This is a genomic window from Flavobacterium sp. W20_MBD1_R3, assembly GCF_052119725.1.
GTDB lineage: Bacteria > Bacteroidota > Bacteroidia > Flavobacteriales > Flavobacteriaceae > Flavobacterium.
The window spans coordinates 130480-151149 of the sequence record NZ_JBGQOR010000003.1 but is presented as its reverse complement, the minus strand read 5'-3'; the positions used below and the strand labels follow the sequence as shown (position 1 = coordinate 151149).

The 20670-nt window shown below is 33.1% G+C and carries 19 protein-coding genes; 6 read left to right on the top strand and 13 right to left on the bottom strand.

The genetic code is table 11. The annotated features are described in order from the left end of the window. Positions 1-141 precede the first annotated feature (141 nt). The 7 genes from ACEN2F_RS06570 to ACEN2F_RS06540 all read right to left on the bottom strand — a co-directional run bounded on the left by ACEN2F_RS06570 (position 142) and on the right by ACEN2F_RS06540 (position 6929). Entirely contained in the window at positions 142-1962 is a 1821-nt protein-coding gene (locus ACEN2F_RS06570) for a hypothetical protein (protein WP_441737174.1), read from the bottom strand. A 65-nt stretch (positions 1963-2027) separates the two neighbouring features. Then, positions 2028-3257 carry an AI-2E family transporter gene (locus ACEN2F_RS06565; RefSeq protein ID WP_441737171.1) on the bottom strand — a complete coding sequence of 410 codons (1230 nt, stop codon included), beginning with the start codon at positions 3255-3257 and terminating at the stop codon, positions 2028-2030. A 177-nt stretch (positions 3258-3434) separates the two neighbouring features. Further along, positions 3435-3965 (bottom strand): mechanosensitive ion channel domain-containing protein, encoded by a 531-nt coding sequence (locus ACEN2F_RS06560; protein ID WP_441737168.1) that lies wholly within the window; start codon positions 3963-3965, stop codon positions 3435-3437. Positions 3966-3978: 13 nt separating this feature from the next. Further along, positions 3979-4563, bottom strand: a complete 585-nt coding sequence (locus ACEN2F_RS06555; RefSeq protein ID WP_441737165.1) for a Maf-like protein — start codon at positions 4561-4563, stop codon at positions 3979-3981. Then, positions 4556-5476 (bottom strand): geranylgeranylglycerol-phosphate geranylgeranyltransferase, encoded by a 921-nt coding sequence (locus ACEN2F_RS06550; protein WP_441737163.1) that lies wholly within the window; start codon positions 5474-5476, stop codon positions 4556-4558. Before ACEN2F_RS06550 ends, ACEN2F_RS06555 begins: the two co-directional genes overlap by 8 nt. 168 nt (positions 5477-5644) lie before the next feature. Then, positions 5645-6172 carry a KdsC family phosphatase gene (locus ACEN2F_RS06545; RefSeq protein ID WP_441737160.1) on the bottom strand — a complete coding sequence of 176 codons (528 nt, stop codon included), beginning with the start codon at positions 6170-6172 and terminating at the stop codon, positions 5645-5647. After that, complete coding sequence (locus ACEN2F_RS06540) at positions 6156-6929, bottom strand: Rossmann-like and DUF2520 domain-containing protein (RefSeq protein ID WP_441737157.1); 774 nt, start codon at positions 6927-6929, stop codon at positions 6156-6158. The genes ACEN2F_RS06545 and ACEN2F_RS06540 overlap by 17 nt, the downstream gene beginning before the upstream one ends. A 199-nt stretch (positions 6930-7128) precedes the next feature. On the opposite strand from ACEN2F_RS06540, the gene ccsA reads away from it, so the two are divergent. Beyond that, positions 7129-10347: a cytochrome c biogenesis protein CcsA gene (gene ccsA / locus ACEN2F_RS06535; RefSeq protein WP_441737154.1), complete on the top strand. Its 3219-nt coding sequence runs from the start codon at positions 7129-7131 to the stop codon at positions 10345-10347. 60 nt (positions 10348-10407) lie between these two features. On the opposite strand, the gene ACEN2F_RS06530 is transcribed toward ccsA, so the two are convergent. The 4 genes from ACEN2F_RS06530 to ACEN2F_RS06515 all read right to left on the bottom strand — a co-directional run bounded on the left by ACEN2F_RS06530 (position 10408) and on the right by ACEN2F_RS06515 (position 13128). Continuing rightward, positions 10408-11274, bottom strand: a complete 867-nt coding sequence (locus tag ACEN2F_RS06530) for an IS3 family transposase (RefSeq protein ID WP_441737151.1) — start codon at positions 11272-11274, stop codon at positions 10408-10410. Next, complete coding sequence (locus tag ACEN2F_RS06525; RefSeq protein WP_441737148.1) at positions 11274-11708, bottom strand: transposase; 435 nt, start codon at positions 11706-11708, stop codon at positions 11274-11276. The genes ACEN2F_RS06530 and ACEN2F_RS06525 overlap by 1 nt, the downstream gene beginning before the upstream one ends. Positions 11709-11812: 104 nt before the next feature. Then, the gene (locus tag ACEN2F_RS06520; protein WP_441737146.1) at positions 11813-12598 is read right to left on the bottom strand and encodes an anti-sigma factor; all 786 of its coding nucleotides are present in this window, start codon (positions 12596-12598) and stop codon (positions 11813-11815) included. Beyond that, positions 12598-13128 (bottom strand): RNA polymerase sigma factor, encoded by a 531-nt coding sequence (locus ACEN2F_RS06515; protein WP_441737144.1) that lies wholly within the window; start codon positions 13126-13128, stop codon positions 12598-12600. The genes ACEN2F_RS06520 and ACEN2F_RS06515 overlap by 1 nt, the downstream gene beginning before the upstream one ends. 231 nt (positions 13129-13359) lie before the next feature. Between ACEN2F_RS06515 and ACEN2F_RS06510 the strand changes: the two genes are divergently transcribed. The 5 genes from ACEN2F_RS06510 (at position 13360) to ACEN2F_RS06490 (ending at position 18977) form a co-directional block, all read left to right on the top strand. Then, the gene (locus tag ACEN2F_RS06510) at positions 13360-14013 is read left to right on the top strand and encodes a DUF4331 family protein (RefSeq protein WP_441737141.1); all 654 of its coding nucleotides are present in this window, start codon (positions 13360-13362) and stop codon (positions 14011-14013) included. A 74-nt stretch (positions 14014-14087) separates the two neighbouring features. Continuing rightward, a complete protein-coding gene (locus ACEN2F_RS06505) occupies positions 14088-14642 on the top strand; it encodes a DUF4331 family protein (RefSeq protein ID WP_441737138.1) in 555 nt (184 codons plus the stop codon). A 91-nt stretch (positions 14643-14733) separates the two neighbouring features. After that, positions 14734-16029 carry a tetratricopeptide repeat protein gene (locus tag ACEN2F_RS06500; RefSeq protein ID WP_441737136.1) on the top strand — a complete coding sequence of 432 codons (1296 nt, stop codon included), beginning with the start codon at positions 14734-14736 and terminating at the stop codon, positions 16027-16029. Positions 16030-16032: 3 nt separating this feature from the next. Continuing rightward, the gene (locus tag ACEN2F_RS06495; RefSeq protein ID WP_441737134.1) at positions 16033-18246 is read left to right on the top strand and encodes a TonB-dependent receptor; all 2214 of its coding nucleotides are present in this window, start codon (positions 16033-16035) and stop codon (positions 18244-18246) included. A gap of 230 nt (positions 18247-18476) precedes the next feature. Further along, a complete protein-coding gene (locus ACEN2F_RS06490) occupies positions 18477-18977 on the top strand; it encodes a glutathione peroxidase (RefSeq protein WP_441737544.1) in 501 nt (166 codons plus the stop codon). Between the two features lie 73 nt (positions 18978-19050). Here ACEN2F_RS06490 and ACEN2F_RS06485 read toward each other — a convergent pair whose 3' ends face one another. Continuing rightward, the gene (locus ACEN2F_RS06485) at positions 19051-20001 is read right to left on the bottom strand and encodes a tRNA dihydrouridine synthase (protein WP_441737132.1); all 951 of its coding nucleotides are present in this window, start codon (positions 19999-20001) and stop codon (positions 19051-19053) included. A 107-nt stretch (positions 20002-20108) separates the two neighbouring features. After that, positions 20109-20606 carry a GNAT family N-acetyltransferase gene (locus tag ACEN2F_RS06480; RefSeq protein WP_441737129.1) on the bottom strand — a complete coding sequence of 166 codons (498 nt, stop codon included), beginning with the start codon at positions 20604-20606 and terminating at the stop codon, positions 20109-20111. Positions 20607-20670: the final 64 nt, after the last annotated feature.

Here is a 20670-nt window from a genome sequence, read left to right as displayed (position 1 = left end):
CGAGACCTTGACTTTAATAGGTTTTTATAGATTATTTTTGAATATAACTATCTTTTTTATAGTGTCTTAACTATTTGTATTTCGTTTAGGAACCGCTACTAATTGTAGTTAAAAACCACATGTAATGCTAAATAAAAGCAGTTATCTGTAAATTACGGTACGCGGTTTTGCTAACTCAAAATCTTGAAAACCAAAGTCAGTTGTTTCAATTGCATTTGTTTTGAAAATGTTTTCCCCATTGCCCGGAATCGTAGGGTAGTAGGAAAGAGAAATTTGGAACGCACTAAAAACTAGAAAATCATTATTGATAATGCATCCAATACCAATTTTTGAATAGGCTTTGTTTTCCGCTAATCTCTCTCTGGAATTTCCCAATAGGGCAATTGAATAATTAATATAAGGATTCACTCTAAATCCCCAAAGATCCCAAGGCGCGTAAGCTTGCGTTTGAAGTGTTAGCATTAATTTTTTAGTGCCATATTGCGCACTATTAAAACCTCTAAGCCCATAATTTTCATTAATATTGAGTTGATCGCCAATAATATTGACGCGGTTGCTACCAAGAATTAATTGCGGTTTTATGAACTGTCTCCATTTCCATTTTCCTACACTCATCAAATTTGTAAAATAATTTGCTTGAAAAGTAAAAGCAGTTCGCTGTGTAACTGACTTTTCAAAAAAAGTTCCCAACTCTACATTAGCACTCAAAAAGCCCCACTTATAGTAATTTCCAAACGCAGCGCGAGCTCCCAAATAAAAGCGACCCAAATGATTTTTATATTGATAGCCAGAAGTAATGCTGTATATTTTTCCAATGGGAACATCCTCTATAATTCCGTTTTTGAAAATATAGTTGTCTTGCACGAATTTACGGGAACTTATTCCAATCCCAAAAAGTGAAAGCTTTTCACTGGAATAAAAGTTGGTTGCGTCATACTGAATCGTTGGACTTTCTAGGTATTTTATATTTAAAAAACGACCTGCGAGTATCAAATTTGTCGTGCGTTGACTTTCTTTTTTGCCTTTAAAAACTGGAAAAGCATGCGCAAACCACAAATCCTGTGAATTGTATTTGAAATTCTGATATTCAAAAACCAAATTTGAATCTGGAAGTGTATCTTTTCTAAAGTGTTGTTCTACCGCTATTCCGCCAGCCCATTTTGTAAAAGCAGAGTAAAAGGGACGATCAATAATAAGACTTTTGCTGTAATAATTTTCTAAATCAATACGATAATTTAGTCTAGTTTGAATAAACGTATTTCTTATATTTGGAATGCTGTAGGTTAGTCCGTACGCATTTTTGCCATCGCTGAATCTGTTTCTAAATTCATTTTCAAATTCATGACCTGTACCTAAAAAATTACGGTTAATGAGCGCTAATCTCGCTCGTGAACTGGAAAGAGACCCTTTTGGGATCGTACTCCAGGAATCTAAAACCCTAAAAGTAACATCTACTGAATCTTGACTGCTAGGGGTTAATTGTGCGGTTACATCAACACGGCTAATGTATCTTTGCGTTCTTACTAGTCGTTCTGATTCTTTTACCAATAAGGAATCGAAAGGCGTATTTCGTTTTATTAACAAAATGTTTTTTATGGTTACTTTTTTAGTTTTGATGTGAATTCTGTTTCCAATACGTTCTGCCCAATTTTTAGGATTTCTGGAAGAATCAATTTCGGAATATCCAAAAGGATCTAAAGTAACAATATTGATGTTTCTGATAGTTTTTCCCTCGAAAGTTTCATATTTTTTAGGAACAATTTTTTTTCTAATTTTCTTTACAGCTACAGGTCTGAAAATTAATTTATGAATAAATTTGGTAACCTTATTTTTAGTCGAATACGTTTGAATATTTTTATAAACTGCAGAAGAATCTTTTTCCTTTTTGTTTTCTTGTGAAAATGAAATTTGGTAGCAACAAAACAGTAAGAGGAGAACAATCAGCTTTTGTTTTTTTAACATTACAAAAATATTGATTTGAGGAATTAGCAAAAATAAGGAATAAAAGTTACAAAAAAGGGAGTCGTCTAAACGGAGTCACTTGTGTTATTGGCAGCCGTGTTTGCTTTGTTTTCTGTATTATTTTCAGTGGTAGTTTCTGTAAAAAGAGGTGCAATATAATCCGTTTTGATAATGGTTTTTTTAGATGATATTTCAGAATTAAAAAGCGGTAATTTGATGCTGTGCCAAGTGTATGTTTTGGGTAAATGATCGCCCATCAAATAGCCCCACGGTTTAAGGGATTCTATTCGGTCAAAAATAACTTTGAGGACTGCAATGACCGGCAATGCTAAAAACATTCCTGAAATTCCTGCAATTGCACCTCCTACTATTATTCCTATAATGGAGATAAAAGCATTTATTTCTACTTTAGAGCTTACAATCATTGGAACAAGGATATTATTATCTACTAATTGAACAATGATGGTAACGGCAATTACACCAACAATAATCGATAAATCCGGGGACCCTGTAAGAGACGCAATGATGCTTAAAATACCTGCAAAAAGGATTCCAATATAAGGAATTAGATTCAGAATTCCGGTTATAACTCCCAGTAAAATTGCGTATTTTACTCCCACAAGCATAAATCCTACTACAGTCATTACCGATACTAAAATAGTTTCGATGATCAAACCTACGATATAACTGTTTATCGCAACTCTAATATTTGACAAAATATTTTTCAATTGTTCATGATCCTCTTCTTTAAATAATTTTGACAAAAACAACAAGAAATGAGTTCTGTACAGTAGTATCAAAAAAGTATAAATAGGGATCAAAGTCAAATTTAATAATGTATCGGTAAATGACATTAGGGTGGTACCAATGATTTCCTTGCCTTTTTCCATTGAATCTTCGGTGGCAGTATCAATATATTTTTTTTGTTCCCAAGAACTCAAGTGAAAATTTTGACTTAAAAAGCGTTGGATATTGTTGAAATGAATATCTATATTTCTTTCAATTTTGTCATAATCGTTAGCAAAATCACTTATCTGAAAGGATAGAAATACGAAAAGACCTAAAATAAGTAATACAAAAAGAAGTACGGAAACCATAACGGCCAAAACATGCGGAAAGTAAAGTTTTGATTTTAAAAACTGAACTATGGGGTACAATAATATTGCAAACAAAAAAGACATCATAACAGGAACCAATATATCCTGACCGATATAAAAAATAAAAATAATAGCAATCAGACTCAGTAGAATGAGCGTTAGCTTAGCATAAAAGGGAAATTTTAAGATTTCATTCATGTTGTTTTTATTTTTTGTCTAACATAAGAATAATTGAATTATAAGTAGCTATTCGTAATCGACAAATATCTACTATTTGAAAAATTTTACATTACACTTTATTTTGCAATAGTTATATAATTTCCACTTCAATAGCAAGTTTTGTTTACTGATAATCCTTCGTTTTGCTAAAAATGATTAATCCATGAATCCACTTTGATTTTCGTAATTGTTTATAATTGAAATTCCCTTTTGCAACAGTAACGTATTTGGATAGATTATTTTTTCGTCATTAGTGGTTTTCAAATATACATGAAAAGCCCCAATATCCTCTATTTGAGCTTCGATTGGAAAATCTTTGTCATGAATTTTGATGATGTCTCCAATTTTAAACGGAAAAGAAAAAAACAAAATTATACCAGAGGTAATATTACTCAAAATTGACCATTGGGCAAACATGGCCACGCCAACAACTGTGGTAACAGAGGAAAGGGCTATAGTAATGTCTTTTGTCTGAACACCCCAAATAATTATAGCAGCTATAACGGCGATAATATTAATAAATAAATGAAAGTATTTAATGACTAAATTAGTTCGGTGTTCCAGCTTTTGGTTTGATTTTGCATATCGTCTTACTAGTTTAGTGGCAATTATTCGCAATAAAACTAACAAAATCAGTATGACTCCGGTTGCAATTAATTCCCGGTTATATTCGTGTAGCAATGACATTTCCATACAATGATTAAGCTAAATTATTCAAATATTCATACACTTTATCCGTTGGCATTCCCATAACATTAGCATAAGAACCCTCAATTTTTGAAACACCTATAAAACCAATCCATTCTTGAATGCCATACGCACCAGCTTTGTCGTAAGGTTTGTACTTTTCTAAGTAATAACGAATCGATTCCTCGCTTAATTCATTGAACGTAACTTTAGTTATTTCATGTAAAACGACTATTTTTTCATTTGTTTTAAAACAAACAGAAGTGATTACTTCGTGCGTTGTATTCGATAACGATTTTAGGATTTCAAAAGCCTCTTTTTCGTCTTTTGGTTTACCCAAAGCTTTTTGATTGTGCCAGACAATGGTGTCGCTGGTAATCAAAATTTCATTTGGGTTTAATTCTCCTTCAAAAGCGCTGGATTTTAATATGGCCAAATAATTAGTAATCTCTTGAGCTTTTAGTTCTGACGGATAAATTTCTTCAATTTCTTTCAACCTGATCTCAAAATCCAAGTCTAAATCTTTGAAGAATTGTTGGCGTCTTGGCGAACCAGAAGCCAAAATAAGAGTGTATTTTTTTAATTTATTTCTAAGCATTATATTTTATATTTAAACTAATAACAATAATGGATAATATTCCAAAAAGCAATATCCATTTTAATAACAAACTCAAAAAATGGAAGTCACTTTTTGTTTTTGCAGACCAAATTTTCAAAACGAAATAAAACAATGGACCTACAACAAAAAGAAGCATATATAATGTTACAAACAATAAATCAAACAAGTATTTATTGACATAATATACGATAAAAAACAACGGGATAAAACTCAACCCGAAAACAATTTTTGCAGTTCTTGATTTTCCAATTGCAATAGGTAAGGTGTTTTTCCCTTGATTGTAATCACCGTCCGTATCTTCGATATCTTTTACAATTTCCCGAAGTAGATTGATCATAAAAGCAAAAATAGCGTAATCCAGCAGGATCGAAAAAAACAATCCCATTTGCTGCTGATTGTCTATTCCTGTAGCGGGATATAAATCAAAAATACCAATGATGACCACACTAAAGGAAAGCAACAATGCTATACTAATAGTGCCAATGAGCATCATTTGTTTCAAACTAGTAGAATACAGATAAAGTGTAGCTGCGATCAAAATAAAAATGGAGGCAAAACTGGGTTTTGCTATAACATTTGATAAATAAAAACCAATGGCTACGCCAAGTGTGGTTAATATGATGTATAAATTATAAGCTTGTGTTTCCGAAATATTTTTGCCTATTACAACGGCATTAGGCTTGTTGATTGTATCTGTTTTTTGGTCAAAGATGTCGTTAATAACATAACCACCTGCCGCGATCAATACGGTTGCTGCAACCAATAATCCATACTGCCAATCTGCTAACGCCAAAGGAATATTCTGAACTTTAAAAAATCCGTACCTAAAAACAAGTTGCATAAAAGCAAGCAGGAGTAAGTTTTGGTAGCGAATGAGTTTTAGGAACTTCATATTTAGTGTTCAGTGTTCAGTTTTTTCGTGTTCAGATTAGAGAATCTAATATTCAAGGATCAGTTTATATGGTTCATAGAAAATTCAGTGTTTAGAAAAAAATAGAACTAAATTACTTTTTTAACAATCATTGCAACTGATTACTAAAAACTGACCACTGATTACTAATCAATCGTGTTTCCCGTCAAAATGCGCCATCCATTTTCCTTGCGCTTTCATTACTTGCTCAATAACGTCTCTGGCAGCACCTTTTCCTCCGTTTTTATGCGAAATATAGCGGCAAATACCCTTAATTTCTGGGCTTGCATCTTGAGGACAAGTAGGTAATCCTACTAATTTCATCACATGATAATCAGGGATATCATCGCCCATATACAAAACATGCTCCGGATTTATTTGATACACATCCGTATATTCATCAAAGGTTTCCACTTTATCGGGTGTCCCCAAATAAATATCGGTGATTCCCAGATTTCTTAGTCTGATGCGAACGCCTTCGTTGCTTCCACCAGAAATAATACATACATTATATCCACTTTCTACAGCTGCTTTCATAGCATAACCATCTCGAATATTCATGGTACGCAGAATCTCTCCTTCATTAGTTACAAAAACAGAACTATCAGTTAGGACACCATCTACGTCAAATATAAAAGTAGTAATGTCATTCATAATTTCTTTATAACTTTTTGCCATTTTCTTGTATTGATTGAGTTAGTATTTTATATATATTCAAATGATTTCCTTCAGCTAAAAAAGCTTCATGAGCTTCAATAGTGGCAGTATCATTGCGGCTTGCAGGACCAGTTTGCGCTTCTTGGGGCGAAAGTACCATTATTTTTTGGACTGTTTCTGCAATCAAGGGTTTAAGAATTTCAAACGAAACTTGATTTTCTCTACAAATTTCCTGACCTAATTGGTACAAATGATTAGTAAAATTATTGACAAAAACAGCTGCAACATGAAGTGCTTTCCGTTGCTGTGAATTGATTGCAAAAACTTTTTCAGTTATGGATTTGGCCACTCGATCTAATAATTGATAATCCGTTCCATTCTCACTCTCTAAACAAATAGGAATAGTTTTGAAGTCAACTGCTTTGTTCTTTGTAAAAGTTTGCAAAGGATAAAAAACACCTCTTCGATTATTTTCGTTCATTGCATTCAAAGAAACACTTCCAGAAGTGTGCACCACTAAACGATTCTTGAACAGAAGACTAGAGGAAACCTCGGCAATGGCATCGTCTGTAACTGAAATTATATAAACATCAGCTTCTGCTAAAGTACTGAAATCAGCAGTGATTTTTTCTAAGTCAATAAGGTGGGAAACACTTCTTGCGTGGCGGGAATATACTTGAACTAATTCTATTTCTGTCCCTGATTTTTGGGAATTTTGAAATGCTGCAATCAAGTGCTGCGCCACATTTCCAGAACCAATAATAACTACTTTGATCATGGGGTAAAAATAGCAAAAAAATATTAAGAGTTTTATTCTAAATTTATGCTGCTAAAAAATACCAATTTTGTTCTGATAAAGACTTTTTAGGCTTTACCACAAAAGCTTATTTTTAGTTTAAATTAACAAAAGTACAAATATAGAAGTCAAGATTTTTAAGTACTTTTGTGGCACTTTTACAAAACATAATCCCATAAAAATGGATAAAAAAATATTTTCTTTTTTGTTTTCTACACGTTTAATGGCTCTTTTATTTATTTCCTATGCCGCTGCCATGGCTACAGGAACTTTTATCGAAAGTAAATACAACACTGATACTGCAAAAATTTTAGTTTATAATGCATGGTGGTTTGAAGCAATTCATGTGTTTTTTATGATTAATTTCATTGGTAATATTAAGCGATACCAACTTTTGAAAAAAGAAAAATGGGCTACTTTATTGCTTCATTTGTCTTTTATTTTTATCATTGCTGGTGCTTTTGTAACGCGATATATCAGTTATGAAGGAATGATGCCCATTCGCGAAGGCGCCGCGGAAAATCAAGTTTTTTCAGATAAAACCTTTCTGACTGTATTTGTCGATGGAGATTATAACGGAGAAATGAAGCGAAGAACTTTTGAAAAGAAAGTTCTGTTATCTCCGGCAACAAATAATAATTTCAGCATTTCAGGAAAATTTGCAGATACTCCATTTGAGGTGAACTATGAAAATTTTATCATGGGAGCCAAAGAGTATATAAAACCAGATCCAAAAGGAATTTTATACTTAAAATTAGTGGAAGCTGGGGATGGCGGTCGTGAAGAACATTTCCTAAAGGATGGAGAAGTACAAAATATTCACAATGTGTTATTTGCCTTAAACAAGGAAACACAAGGCGCTATAAATATTAATACTAAGGGAACTGCATACACGATTCAAACACCATTTGAAGGGAATTATATGCGAATGGCAGATAAATTGCAAGGAAAAGTTACAAAGGATGCCGCACAACCATTGATGATGCGATCCTTGTACAGCATTGGCGAAATGCGATTTGTATTTCCAGATGTTGCGGTAAAAGGAATTATTGATTATGAATCTAAAAATGATTTTAAAGCTAAAAATCAGGAAGATGCATTAACCGTAAAAATAACTGCTGAAGGACAAGAAAAAACAGTTACCGTTTTAGGTTCTAAAGGTAAATTAGGAGATGTCAGTACGGTGAAAATAGGAAATATTGATTATAGTTTTTTCTATGGAAGCAAAGCGTATGTTCTACCTTTTAAGATAAAATTGAATGACTTTATTGCACAGAAATATCCAGGAACGGAGAAAAGTTATTCTTCTTTTGAAAGTCAAGTTACTGTTGAGGATAAAGAACCTTATGATGCCAGAATTTATATGAACAATGTTTTAGATCACGATGGTTATCGTTTCTTTCAATCCGGTTTTGATCCAGATGAAAAAGGAACAATTCTATCTGTAAACCATGATTTTTGGGGAACTACACTAACTTATATTGGGTACTTTATGTTGTATTTTGCAATGATGGCAATTATGTTTACTAAATATTCTCGTTTTGCGGATATCAAACGCAAACTAGAGATTGTCAAAACCAAAAAAGCTAAATTATTGACAATTTTAATGCTATTATTGAGTTTCAGCAGTTTCGCTCAAGAACAAGAACACGACCATGCAGATCATGAAGGGCATGCTCATTCAGAAGCCGAAGCAGCACCAGCAGCCGCCGCAGCAACACATGCTGACCATACTAATAAAGCATTAAGTCAACAGGAACTAAATGATTTAATTACTAAATTTAAAGTGCCAGAAGAACATGCAGCAAAATTTGGTCGATTAGTTATTCAAGATGGTGGTGGGAGGATGAAGCCAATTAACACCTTTTCATCGGAATTATTGAGAAAAGTAAGTCATGATGATTCTTATAAAGGAATGAATTCTGATCAGGTCTTTTTGTCCATGACACAATACGCCAGTTATTGGATCGAAATTCCAATTATTTATATCAAAAGCGGAAATGATAGTATTCGAAAAATTATAGGAATTGATAAGGACGCAAAGTTTGCTCCCTTTGTATCCTTTTTTGATGAGAAAGGGAATTACAAACTTTCTAAATATTTAGGTGACGCGTTCAAATCAGCTAATCCGAACCAATTTGAAAAAGATTTTATCGAGACGGATAAGAAAGTAAATCTTATGGAATCAGCCCTAAGCGGAAGAATCTTGAAAATTTTTCCAATTCCAGAAGATAAAAATAATAAATGGGTTTCCTATTTAGAACTGAATGAGGCTGGTTTCAAAGGAATGGAAGCAACCTACACTAAAAATGTATTGCCTTTGTACTTTGGTTCTTTATCGAATGCTTCTGCATCTAATGATTACAAAACTGCAGATGAATTGCTGGAGAGTATCAATGGTTTTCAAAAACGCTTTGGTAGTAAAGTTAGGCCAACCGAAGAAAAAATTACTTTAGAAGTATTATACAATCAATATGATGTGTTCAAGAAATTGCCGTATTGGTATATTTTTGCCTCTATTTTAATGTTGTTTTTTACCATATTACAAATCTTCAAGGATAGAAAAGTGTTGAATTATTTAGTTAATTTTATGCACATCGTCGTGATTGGTTTATTTGTATTACACACCCTTGGGTTAGTTGCAAGATGGTTTATTTCCGGACATGCACCATGGAGTAATGCGTATGAATCGATAATATATGTTGCGTGGGCAACCATGTTTTTTGGTTTAGCTTTTGATAGAAAATCGAAACTTACTGTAGCTTCATCAGCATTTGTAACTGCCATGATTTTGGCAGCAGCCTACATGAACTGGATTGATCCTGAAATTGCAAATTTACAACCGGTACTAAATTCGTATTGGCTTATGATTCACGTAGCGGTGATTGTTGCCAGTTACGGGCCGTTTGCACTAGGAATGATTTTAGGCGCAGTTTCGTTATTGCTGATTTTGTTTACCAATGAACAAAACAAAGCCAAAATGGATTTGAATATTCAAGAAATCACTTATATAAATGAACTAGCTCTAACGGTTGGTTTGATTATGCTAACCATTGGAAACTTCCTTGGAGGACAATGGGCCAATGAAAGTTGGGGACGTTACTGGGGATGGGATCCAAAAGAAACGTGGGCCTTAATTAGTATTATGGTCTATGCTTTTGTAATTCATGCTCGATTTGTTCCTTCTTTACGAGGAAAATGGATTTTCAATTTAATGAGCATGTTTGCTTTTATATCTATTTTGTTTACGTATTATGGCGTGAATTTTCACTTGGTAGGATTGCATTCTTACGCCAGTGGTGAAGCCCATTCCTTAAATTGGATTTGGTATTCTCTTGGAGTAATAACTTTATTTGGTGCAATTTCTTATCCAAAATATAAGAAGTATTATAAAAAATAATAGTTATTTAGGTGTCTCGTCCTAAATAACCGATACAGATTATTAGACAAAAATATTTAATTAAACACTTGCAAAAACTTTTTTGCAAGTGTTTTTTGTTTTGTATGTTCTCATTTTAATTTGATTTTGTAAGTGCATTTTGTTTGGAGTAAGCATATAGTTAGAATAATGAGGTCTTAATTCATTGTATATGTCGACTGATTCTTTCACAATTTGCTTCATGACTTTTAAATCTAGATGGTATTTATCAATCATAAATTCCTGTTTTAATATTCCGTTTATTCTTTCAGCTACAGCATTTTCATAGGGATCAGAGTTTTGCGTCATACTTGGAAGGATCCTATTTTTACTTAGAGTATTTTGGTAATCATTTGCGCAATACTGCAGTCCTCTATCTGAATGATGAATCAATGGTATTTCATTGTTTTTTCTCTGCTTTATAGCCATATTAAGAGTCTTAACACTGCTTTCTGTATTCATATTTTCAGCAACATAATACCCCATAATTTTCTTAGAATAGGCATCTGTAACAATACTCAAATAACACGGTTTTTCTCGTTTTCCGATATATGTTATGTCTGAAACCCAAACTTGGTCAGGCCTGTTTATTTCTAAGTCAAGAATTTGATTTCGATGTTTTCTAAATCGATGATGAGAATTAGTGGTTACATGATAACTACGTTTTGCTTGTATCAATAAATGATTAGCCCTAAGTATATCAAATAATTTATCTCTTCCAATTTTCATTGATTTAAGATCGTCCATTAATATGTGATATGATTTCTTGCCACCAAGCCTAGGCATTAATTGCCTAACTTGATGAATCATCGAAACTACTTCAATTGCTTTAGCTTCCTTGTTGATTTTTCTTTTAATTCTTCGATAATAAACGGGTCTGTCTATCCCGAACAAATTACAGGCGAACATTATTGTTTGCTGTTCTTTGTGTTTAAAATGGTCGATTGTTCGGGTGGAGAGTTTTTTCGTATGTCAATTTTATATTCTTCTTCTGCGATATCGATCATCATATCAAAAATGATTGCTTTTTTATCTGCAACAAAGGCTTGTCGTTCCAAAAATGACTTCTGTTTCTCTAGAAGTTTTACTTTGGCTTCAAGCTCCATTATCTTTTGTTCTGGCGACTTTGACAAAGTAAATGGTGTTTGATTTTCCCAATCAAAGTTACCGAATTTTTTAAGCCAATTAACAACAGTTGTTCTATTTTGAATGCCATACGTCTTTGCAGTTTCTGTAACTGTGAGTTGGCCTCGCTCGATTTCTTGAACAATTTGTAACTTAAAAGACATTGAGTAATCTTTTTGAGTTCGCTTCACATAGCGTGTTTCTTCATGTTTTTCCATTAGGATACTTTTTGTGTATCGCTATTTCAGGACGGGACAGTTTGATAATAAAAAAAGGTTCAACTTGCAGTTGAACCTTTTTTAGTTTCTAAAAAAAGAGTTTTTTACACTTTTCCTAACGTATATAATTGTTCCATGGTAGGAGCTAAACTACCTCCTTGCGGTTCTAGTGTAATAGCGAAAGCTTCGGCTTCATTAGCATTATTTACAGCAAATAATTTTTGCTCATTTACATCAAAATCTTCCAATAATCCAATGCTGGTAGGAGTCAATGGGCTTAATTTCAATGCCCAAACCTGATACACCATTCCTTCCGGTGGTTCTGGTAGACCTGAAGCATCAATATAAACAACCTTGGTGTCTTGATTCCAATATACTTTAGCTGAAGATTCAGGAGCAACTGCTTGTCCACCAAGTGCGACAACCGTATTTTTAGTGTCTCTCACTACTGCTAAACTCGTTTCGTTAGCTGTGTTTTTTAATTTTAAGACATTAAATTCTTTCTCCAGTTTGGCTTTTTCAATTTCAGTATTGGCAACTTGCGTAGTAGTTTCATTCAATTGATTGTACTGATATCCAATACCAACTAATAACAACATAGCTGCAGCCCAACCAACGTATTGTGACCAATTTTTAGAAGGTTCTAATTGTATGACTTCCGCATGTTTGAGTTCAAGTTTAGCCTTAATTTTTTCATAATTGGCAACAGAATGAAACGGTGAAAAGCTTGACGATAAAGCAACAATAGCTTTTTCAATCGCTATAATTTCGTTGTTAATGTCCGGATTATTTTTTGCCATAGTAGCAACTTCTTCATTTTCGGGTTCACTTAGTAAACCGTATACATAAAGTTCCAGAATTCCTGATTCTATATATTCTTTTGTTTCCATTATACTTTCAAATAATTTCTTAAATCATTAATACAATTTCGATTATGGGTTTTTACTGTTCCTAAAGGAATTTCTAATTCATCCGAAGCTTCCTGCTGGGTATAGCCTTTGAAAAACAGTAAATCAATTATTTGAATACATTTTGGTTTCAGCCTTTTTACAAAATCCTGTAAACCTATAGTATCCATTTTGTCAACCAGTTTAGAACTGTCTTCAAAGTGATTTACGAAATTATCTGTAGAAAGGTTTTTTTGACTATTATTAAAATTCTTGGAACGCAACTTATCAATAGAAGTGTTTCTGGCAATATTCAGAATCCAAGTATAGAATCTTCCTTTGCTCTCATGGTAAGAATCAATATTCTTCCAAATTTTTACAAATACTTCCTGAAGCACATCTTCTGCTTCTTCTCTGTTTTTTACCAAAACATTGATAACTGAAAATAAACTTTTGGAATACATATCATATAGATGTGTAAATGCCCTTTCGTCCTTCTTATAAATTAATACTAATAATTCTTCTTGACTCATATTTTACTATTTAACGATTACAAACTTATACATTCTTATTTACAAATAATTGATTTTATGAATATCTAGGTAATAAAAAAATAGAAATAAAAAAAAATTGATTTTTTTTAAGATATTAAAATATTGATTATCAATTATTTAAAAAATAATTTGATTTTTTAGTGTCGTTTTTAAAACCAAAACAAATCCATTCCCGTAAATGACTGTATAACCTTTTAAATACATAACAAAATGAAAAAAACAAAAATGATTTTGGGTCTATCGCTAGTGGCGGTTTCAGGCTTAATTTTAGTAGCTGCAGATCACATCGATGCTCCTGCTACAGCATCTGGTGGTGCAAATGATATTACTGACGTATATGCTTTTCAAGGGCAAAACACTAATAATTTAGTGTTTGCGGTAAACACGCAAGGCTTGCTAAGTCCAAATGCGACAGCTGCTGCAAAGTTCGATGAAAATATAATGATCGAAATTAACATTGATAACAATGGTGATAATGTAGAAGATTTGGTGATTCAGGCAATTAAGAGAGACGACAAAATGTATTTCTTTGGACCAGTTGCTCCAGGAACAACTGGAACTACAAGTACAGTTAAAACCGCAGCAGCTTCAGGTAGTGTTACCATATCTCAATATGGTACGGCAGCTTTGACAGCGGAACAAAACGGAATGAAATTTTTTGCAGGACCAAGAGACGATCCTTTCTTTTTTGATTTAGGTCGATTTCAAGCAATTCTTGGCGGAACGGCCACAGGATTTAGCAACCCAGGAACAGACACATTTGCAGGTACTAATGTTATGTCTATTGTAGTTGAGGTTCCAAAATCAATGTTGGGTTCATCAAGTGCTGTTGGTGTTTGGGCTGAAACTAAGAAAAAACAATAATTAATTTTATTTAAAAAAGCAAAAACATGAAATCGGAGATTAACGGTTTCGGAAAAACTTAAAATATAAACATCATGAATAAAACAAATAAATTCAAAATTATAACAATCGCGCTGATAGCTGCAGTTGTTTCAGTAAATTGTGATAACAATGATTCAGATTCTGTTTCTGAAACAATGGTTGACTTCACCGGAACTTTTGTTCAGCAAGATCAAATGGCCAGACCAGCGATAAATACCGTTTTTATTGCTTCAGGATCTCCAAAAGATGATTTTAATGCGGCAATTCCATCAGCAATGGGAGCTAAATACCAATCTATTTTTCAAACCAGATTATTGGCTTTGAATCCTGCCTACACTACAAATGCTTTAGGTCAAACGGCTGCTCAGCTGACTGGTCTTTTGGCAACAGATGTATTAGGAGTGTCTAAAACTGCACCAACAACTTTCTTTGACGGAACCAACGTTTTGACAGGAAGAGCTTTGGCAGATGACGTAATTGATGTGGAATTATTATTAATTTTTGGTGGGCCAGCGGGAACTTCTAATCCTGGGCTTACTTCAGATAATGTAAACTCAAATGATAAAGCATTTGGATCAACTTTCCCTTACTTAGCTTCTGCTTGGTAGTATTTCCTCAAAAAAAACAGAGCGTTTGAAACAATTTTCGCTCTGTTTTTTTTTATTAAACAAACAAACAAACAAACAAAACAATTAGAGTATGAAAACTTTAAAAACAATATCATTTTTAGTTTTCACAATCCTATTCATATTCGGTTGCGAGACTAAATCAGAACAAATTACAAATACGGAAGACTATAATAAATATTTGAGTTTAAAAGACAATAAATCATTGACTTTTGCTCATCAGGAAATTGATTTTTGGCAAAAAAAGTACGATGCTGCTCCAAACCAAATCAGTTATTTAAGTCAACTTGCTGCTAACTATAACACACTTTTTGAATATACTGGTGCTATCAAAAACTTATATAAATCGGAAGATCTATTAACAAAATCAAATGAAGCCTATGATTATTCTAGGGTTTCAACTATTCGATCTTTGGCAAGAAATTATATTTCGCAACACCGTTTTAAGGAAGCTTTGGAACTTGCAAATAAAGCATTAGCAATAGGTGAGGGTAAAAAAGAAACCAAAAAATTACTTTTTGACGTTCAAATGGAATTAGGAAATTATCCTGAAGCGGTTAATAACTTGAATGCCATAAGAGACATGAATAGTTTTGATTATTTGATTCGTCTGGCTAAATGGAATGATCACAAAGGCGATTTAGAAACGGCGATTACTTTCATGGAAAAGGCTAGAGATATTGCTGAAAAAGAAAATAATAAAGTATTAAAAATCTGGTCGTATTCTAATCTTGGAGATTTTTACGGTCATGCTGGAAGAATTCAGGAATCATATGACAGTTACCTGAAAACATTAGCATTAGATTCTAATTATTCCTATGCTTTAAAAGGAATTGCGTGGATTGTCTTTTCTAAAGAAAGAAATGTAAACGAGGCCAACAGAATTATTGATGCTATTGCTGCCAATCACAAAACCCCTGATTTTTATTTATTAAAATCACAAATTGCCCAATTTGAAGGTAATAAAAGTGAGGAAGTAAAAAACAGAAATGCCTATTTTTCTATGATGGAAAAGAATAATTATGGTGCAATGTATAACAAATACAATGCTTTGATTTACGCTGACGACAAACAAACCGCTCAAAAAGCATTAGAAATTGCTAAAATTGAAGTAGACCACAGACCCACTGCAGATTCCTATGATTTATTAGCTTGGGCATATTTAAATGTGGGCAAAAATAAAAAAGCATTAGAAATTGCTCAAAATCATGTGGTTGGAAAATCCTTTGAACCAAAGGTGCAATACCACTTAGCAATGATTTACAAATCAAATAATTTAGCGCTCAAAACGAAACCTATTAAGGAAGAATTACTATCCAGTTTGTATGAATTGGGTCCTAATTTCGAGAAAAAGGTAAATCAATTATAGCGTATGAAAAATATTATTTTAGTGTTGATTACCCTTTTTGGGTTGTCTTCCTATGCACAAATCCAAAAAGGAAAGGTGTTGGATCATGATGGAAATCCTGTTGAAAATGCCTATTTAGTCAATACAAATTCTGAAAGTCATGCCCACACCAATGAATTTGGATTGTTCAGTTTGGATAAAACGGTTTTAGGTGATGTAATCAAAATAACCGCTTTGGGATATAAAAAAACAAATTTTACCCTTAATTTTTCCGAAGAGGTGATTGTAATGGAAGATGATATATTTAGATTAAATGAGATAGTAATCCAACCGAAACTTTCGGCAATGAATGTCATTTCAAAAATAGATTTGCAAACCACTCCAGTGAATTCTTCTCAGGAAATTCTTAGAAAAGTTCCCGGATTATTCATCGGGCAACATGCCGGTGGTGGAAAAGCAGAGCAAATATTTTTGAGAGGATTTGACATCGATCACGGAACTGATATTGCAATTTCAGTAGACGGAATGCCAGTGAATATGGTTTCTCATGCACACGGTCAGGGTTATGCAGATTTGCATTTTGTAATTCCGGAAACGGTAGAAAAAATAGATTTTGGAAAAGGAACGTATTATGCCAACAAAGGGGATTTTGCAACGGCAGGATACGTTACCTTCCAAACTAAAGATAAAATAGAAAAAAGTAGTATTGGTGTCGAAGTAGGACAATTCAATACTCTGAGAACCGTAGGATTGTTTAATCTTTTGGGTAACCAAAAAACACAAAGCGCTTACATTGCCACAGAATATATCTTGACGGATGGTCCGTTTGATTCCCCTCAAAATTTTAACAGAATCAACTTGTTAGGGAAATATTCTGCCATTTTGAAGGATAACAGCAAGTTTTCAATTTTAGCTTCTCGCTTTTCTAGCAAATGGGACGCTTCGGGACAAATTCCGCAGCGTTTGGTTGATAATGGAACAATTTCGAGATTTGGTGCTGTTGATGATACTGAAGGAGGAAATACTTCTCGAACTAATGTTAATGCGAGTTTGAGCAAACCAATTAATGAAAATACGTTTTTAAAAGCGAATGCTTTTTATTCGAATTATCAATTTGAATTATACTCTAATTTTACGTTCTTTTTAGATGATCCAATAAACGGAGACCAAATTAAACAAAAAGAAAATCGTGATATATACGGAATGAATGCGGAGTTGAATAAGAAGACTAAAATAAATGATACAGATGTTTTGTTGCAATTTGGAGCTGGTTTTCGTGCCGATGCTACAACAGATACGGAGCTTTCGCATACTTTAAACAGAAGAACGGTTCTTGAAAATATAAAACTGGGTGATATTGATGAGTCTAATTTATTTACCTATTTGAATTCCGAATTTACTTTTGGAAAACTTATGATTAATCCGGCCATCAGATTGGATTATTTCAAATTCAATTATCAGGATAAATTAATGGAGAATTACAAAACACAATCGGAATCAAAAGTTAAGTTTTCACCTAAATTGAATTTCATTTATTCGCAAAATAACAACTTGCAATTTTTTGTAAAATCAGGAATGGGTTTCCATTCGAATGATGCCCGTGTTGTCGTTCAAAACAGTGGAAAACAAATTTTACCAACCGCAATAGGAACAGATATTGGTACCATTTGGAAACCATTTCCTAAGTTGATTGTGAATTCAGCTTTATGGTATTTGTTTTTAGAACAGGAGTTTGTTTATGTGGGAGATGCAGGAATTATTGAGCCAAGCGGAAAATCAAAACGTTTGGGAGCAGAGCTTGGATTGCGTTACCAATTGAATGATTGGTTGTATTTTGATGCGGATGCAAATTATACGTATGCCAGAAGCAGTGATGAACCAAAAGGTCAGGATTACATTCCGCTAGCACCAGATTTTACCGCAACTGGAGGGTTAAGTTTCCAAAAAGTGAATGGGTTTTCAGGAGGAATTCGCTATCGTTACTTAAAAAATCGCCCTGCGAATGAAGATAATTCCATTGTTGCCAAAGGTTATTTTATTTCAGATTTAAATGTTAATTACCAATATAAGAATATCAATTTTGGAATTGCAGTAGAGAATATTTTTGATACAGCATGGAACGAAACCCAATTTGCCACTGAATCCAGGCTTCAAAATGAACCTGAAAGTGTTGAAGAAATTCATTTTACTCCAGGAACGCCTTTCTTCATGAAAGGAAAAATAACCTATACGTTTTAAATACCACATTACGATTTGTTGTTTATTTGTTTGGAAGCCTGGCATTTCATGATGTCAGGCTTCTTTTTTTATTTAACGACTGTTTAACAAAAAAATGCTTTGATAAAACAAATTTTTATCTAATTTTATAAAAAATTTCAAATATGAAAAATTTAGTATTCATAGCCTCTTGCGCTTTACTATTATTTAGTTGCCAAAATCAGGCACAACCACAAAAATCCGAAAATAAAATGAGTACACCCTTAGTTGCTAAAGAAACGATTTATCAGTTCAAAGTAGAAGATTTAACAGGAAACAGTTTTGATTTTGCTACTTTGAAAGGGAAAAAAATCATGATTGTGAATACAGCTTCAAAATGTGGATTGACACCGCAGTACAAAGATCTAGAAGCAACTTATAAAGAATATAAAGATAAAGGATTAGTAATTGTAGGTTTTCCTGCAAATAACTTTGCTTCTCAAGAGCCAGGGACTAATGAAGAAATTGCTACTTTTTGTCAAAGAAATTATGGAGTGACTTTCCCAATGATGGACAAGATTTCTGTAAAAGGAGATGATATGGCTGCTATTTATCAGTTCTTGACTCAAAAATCGAAGAATGGCTTGCAAGATTCTCAAGTAGAATGGAATTTTCAAAAATACCTAATCAACGAAAATGGTGAATTAGAAAAAGTAATTGCTCCGCAAACATTAGTAACTGATCCAGAAGTATTGAATTGGATCAAAGCATAATCAAGAAGTAATAAAATAATAAAGCGATTTTCGGGAAACTGAAAATCGCTTTTTTTATTTTTAAATCTACAAATTAAAACTTTTCGTTTTTGAAAATTTCAGCTACAGCAGCTTCGTAATTTCGGATGCTTTGCGCTTTTTTTATTTTTTTTAAAACTTTATGTGGATTCGAAAAAGTAGCCGAAAAATATTCCCATAAATGGTACATCTTCAATAAAATATGGGTTGAGCCAGAAAGTGATTCGCTATAAATAGCATATAAAGTATCGTGAAACGCACTGAACAATTCTATTTTGTTTGCAGGATATTCTAATGTATTGTTTTTTATCATACTGGGTAAAAATGGATCCGAAATTAATCCTCGGCCAATCATCCAATGGTCAATGCTTGGAAATCGTTGTTGCATCTCATGAAATTTAGCAACGGAAGTTATATCACCATTGTAATACAATTTATGTTTGGTTTTATCAACACACTGCTGAAACGCATCCAGATTCACGCCACCTTTATACAGTTGCTTTCCAATACGCGCATGAATGGCAATATTCTTAATAGGATAGGTATCTAAAACAGGCAAAACATCAAGAATTTCTTCACTGTTTTCATAACCCAACCGCATTTTCATAGATACAATAATATCCGATTCATTATGTGCTCTGTGAAGAATATTATTAATTTTTTCTGGATTGCTAATTAGTCCAGCTCCCATACCTGACTTGGTAACCATAGGATACGGACAGCCTAAATTCCAATTCAACTCTTTATAACCCAATTCCCGAACATATTTGGCCACAAATAAAAATTCATCGGCATCGTTTGTGATCACCTGCGGAATCACCTCTAAATCAAGATTGTTCTCCGGAAGTAAATCGCGTTCGTAAGACGGCTTGATAACCATTTTTCCGTTTAGGCGAATGTAAGGCGAGTAAAATGTATCAATACCTCCAAAAAGTTTGTTTTGGGCATTTCTAAAACGAAAATCGGTAAATCCCTGTAAAGGCGAGGAGAGTAAGGTATAATCCATGAAATTTTTAGTTGTGCAAATATACTATAAAGTAGCAAGTCTTAAAGTTATAAAATTCATAAAGTCAAAATAGAGCATAAAATGAATTACATCATGAAAAAATTGTTTTATTCTAAAATCAATTGCATAAAAACAGAGTGCAACCAACGATCAAATTTATAGCCAGATTCCTTGATTACTCCCACGGTTTTAAAACCAAATTTCTCATGAAATTCTACACTACTTTGATTTTCAGCGTCAATTACAGCAATCATCGTATGTAATTTTTGATTCTTCGCAAGACGAATTAATTCCTGAAGTAGAATTTTTCCAATACCTTTTCCATGATGGTCTTGGTTGACATAAACAGAATGTTCAACCGTAAATTTATAGGCTTCGCGAAAACGAAATTCACTATACATTCCAAAACCAACAACGTTTCCCTCTAATTCTGCTACGATAACAGGAAAATTTTTTTTAATTTTTTCTTCGAGTATGGCTTTTTGTTGATCAAATGTTCGGATGTTGTAATCATACAGCGCCGTAGAGTGCAAAATATTGTAATTAATGATATCTAAAATAGCTTGTGTGTCTTCTGTTTTGTAAGCTCGTAATCTAATTTCCATGTGTTGTTTATTTGCTCCAAAAATAAGAAATAACAGTTAAAAATAAAGGAAAAAGGGCAGCAAG

Bases quoted from the DNA above. Each gene is read 5' to 3' on its own strand.
- ACEN2F_RS06545 (WP_441737160.1), bottom strand. From the start codon at position 6,172: ATGGCAAAAAGTTATAAAGAAATTATGAATGACATTACTACTTTTATA.
- ACEN2F_RS06570 (WP_441737174.1), bottom strand. From the start codon at position 1,962: ATGTTAAAAAAACAAAAGCTGATTGTTCTCCTCTTACTGTTTTGTTGC.
- ACEN2F_RS06510 (WP_441737141.1), top strand. From the start codon at position 13,360: ATGAAAAAAACAAAAATGATTTTGGGTCTATCGCTAGTGGCGGTTTCA.
- ACEN2F_RS06490 (WP_441737544.1), top strand. From the start codon at position 18,477: ATGAGTACACCCTTAGTTGCTAAAGAAACGATTTATCAGTTCAAAGTA.
- ACEN2F_RS06515 (WP_441737144.1), bottom strand. From the start codon at position 13,128: ATGAGTCAAGAAGAATTATTAGTATTAATTTATAAGAAGGACGAAAGG.
- ccsA (WP_441737154.1), top strand. From the start codon at position 7,129: ATGGATAAAAAAATATTTTCTTTTTTGTTTTCTACACGTTTAATGGCT.
- ACEN2F_RS06495 (WP_441737134.1), top strand. From the start codon at position 16,033: ATGAAAAATATTATTTTAGTGTTGATTACCCTTTTTGGGTTGTCTTCC.
- ACEN2F_RS06530 (WP_441737151.1), bottom strand. From the start codon at position 11,274: ATGTTCGCCTGTAATTTGTTCGGGATAGACAGACCCGTTTATTATCGA.
- ACEN2F_RS06560 (WP_441737168.1), bottom strand. From the start codon at position 3,965: ATGTCATTGCTACACGAATATAACCGGGAATTAATTGCAACCGGAGTC.
- ACEN2F_RS06520 (WP_441737146.1), bottom strand. From the start codon at position 12,598: ATGGAAACAAAAGAATATATAGAATCAGGAATTCTGGAACTTTATGTA.
- ACEN2F_RS06525 (WP_441737148.1), bottom strand. From the start codon at position 11,708: ATGGAAAAACATGAAGAAACACGCTATGTGAAGCGAACTCAAAAAGAT.
- ACEN2F_RS06485 (WP_441737132.1), bottom strand. From the start codon at position 20,001: ATGGATTATACCTTACTCTCCTCGCCTTTACAGGGATTTACCGATTTT.
- ACEN2F_RS06555 (WP_441737165.1), bottom strand. From the start codon at position 4,563: ATGCTTAGAAATAAATTAAAAAAATACACTCTTATTTTGGCTTCTGGT.
- ACEN2F_RS06540 (WP_441737157.1), bottom strand. From the start codon at position 6,929: ATGATCAAAGTAGTTATTATTGGTTCTGGAAATGTGGCGCAGCACTTG.
- ACEN2F_RS06550 (WP_441737163.1), bottom strand. From the start codon at position 5,476: ATGAAGTTCCTAAAACTCATTCGCTACCAAAACTTACTCCTGCTTGCT.
- ACEN2F_RS06505 (WP_441737138.1), top strand. From the start codon at position 14,088: ATGAATAAAACAAATAAATTCAAAATTATAACAATCGCGCTGATAGCT.
- ACEN2F_RS06480 (WP_441737129.1), bottom strand. From the start codon at position 20,606: ATGGAAATTAGATTACGAGCTTACAAAACAGAAGACACACAAGCTATT.
- ACEN2F_RS06500 (WP_441737136.1), top strand. From the start codon at position 14,734: ATGAAAACTTTAAAAACAATATCATTTTTAGTTTTCACAATCCTATTC.
- ACEN2F_RS06565 (WP_441737171.1), bottom strand. From the start codon at position 3,257: ATGAATGAAATCTTAAAATTTCCCTTTTATGCTAAGCTAACGCTCATT.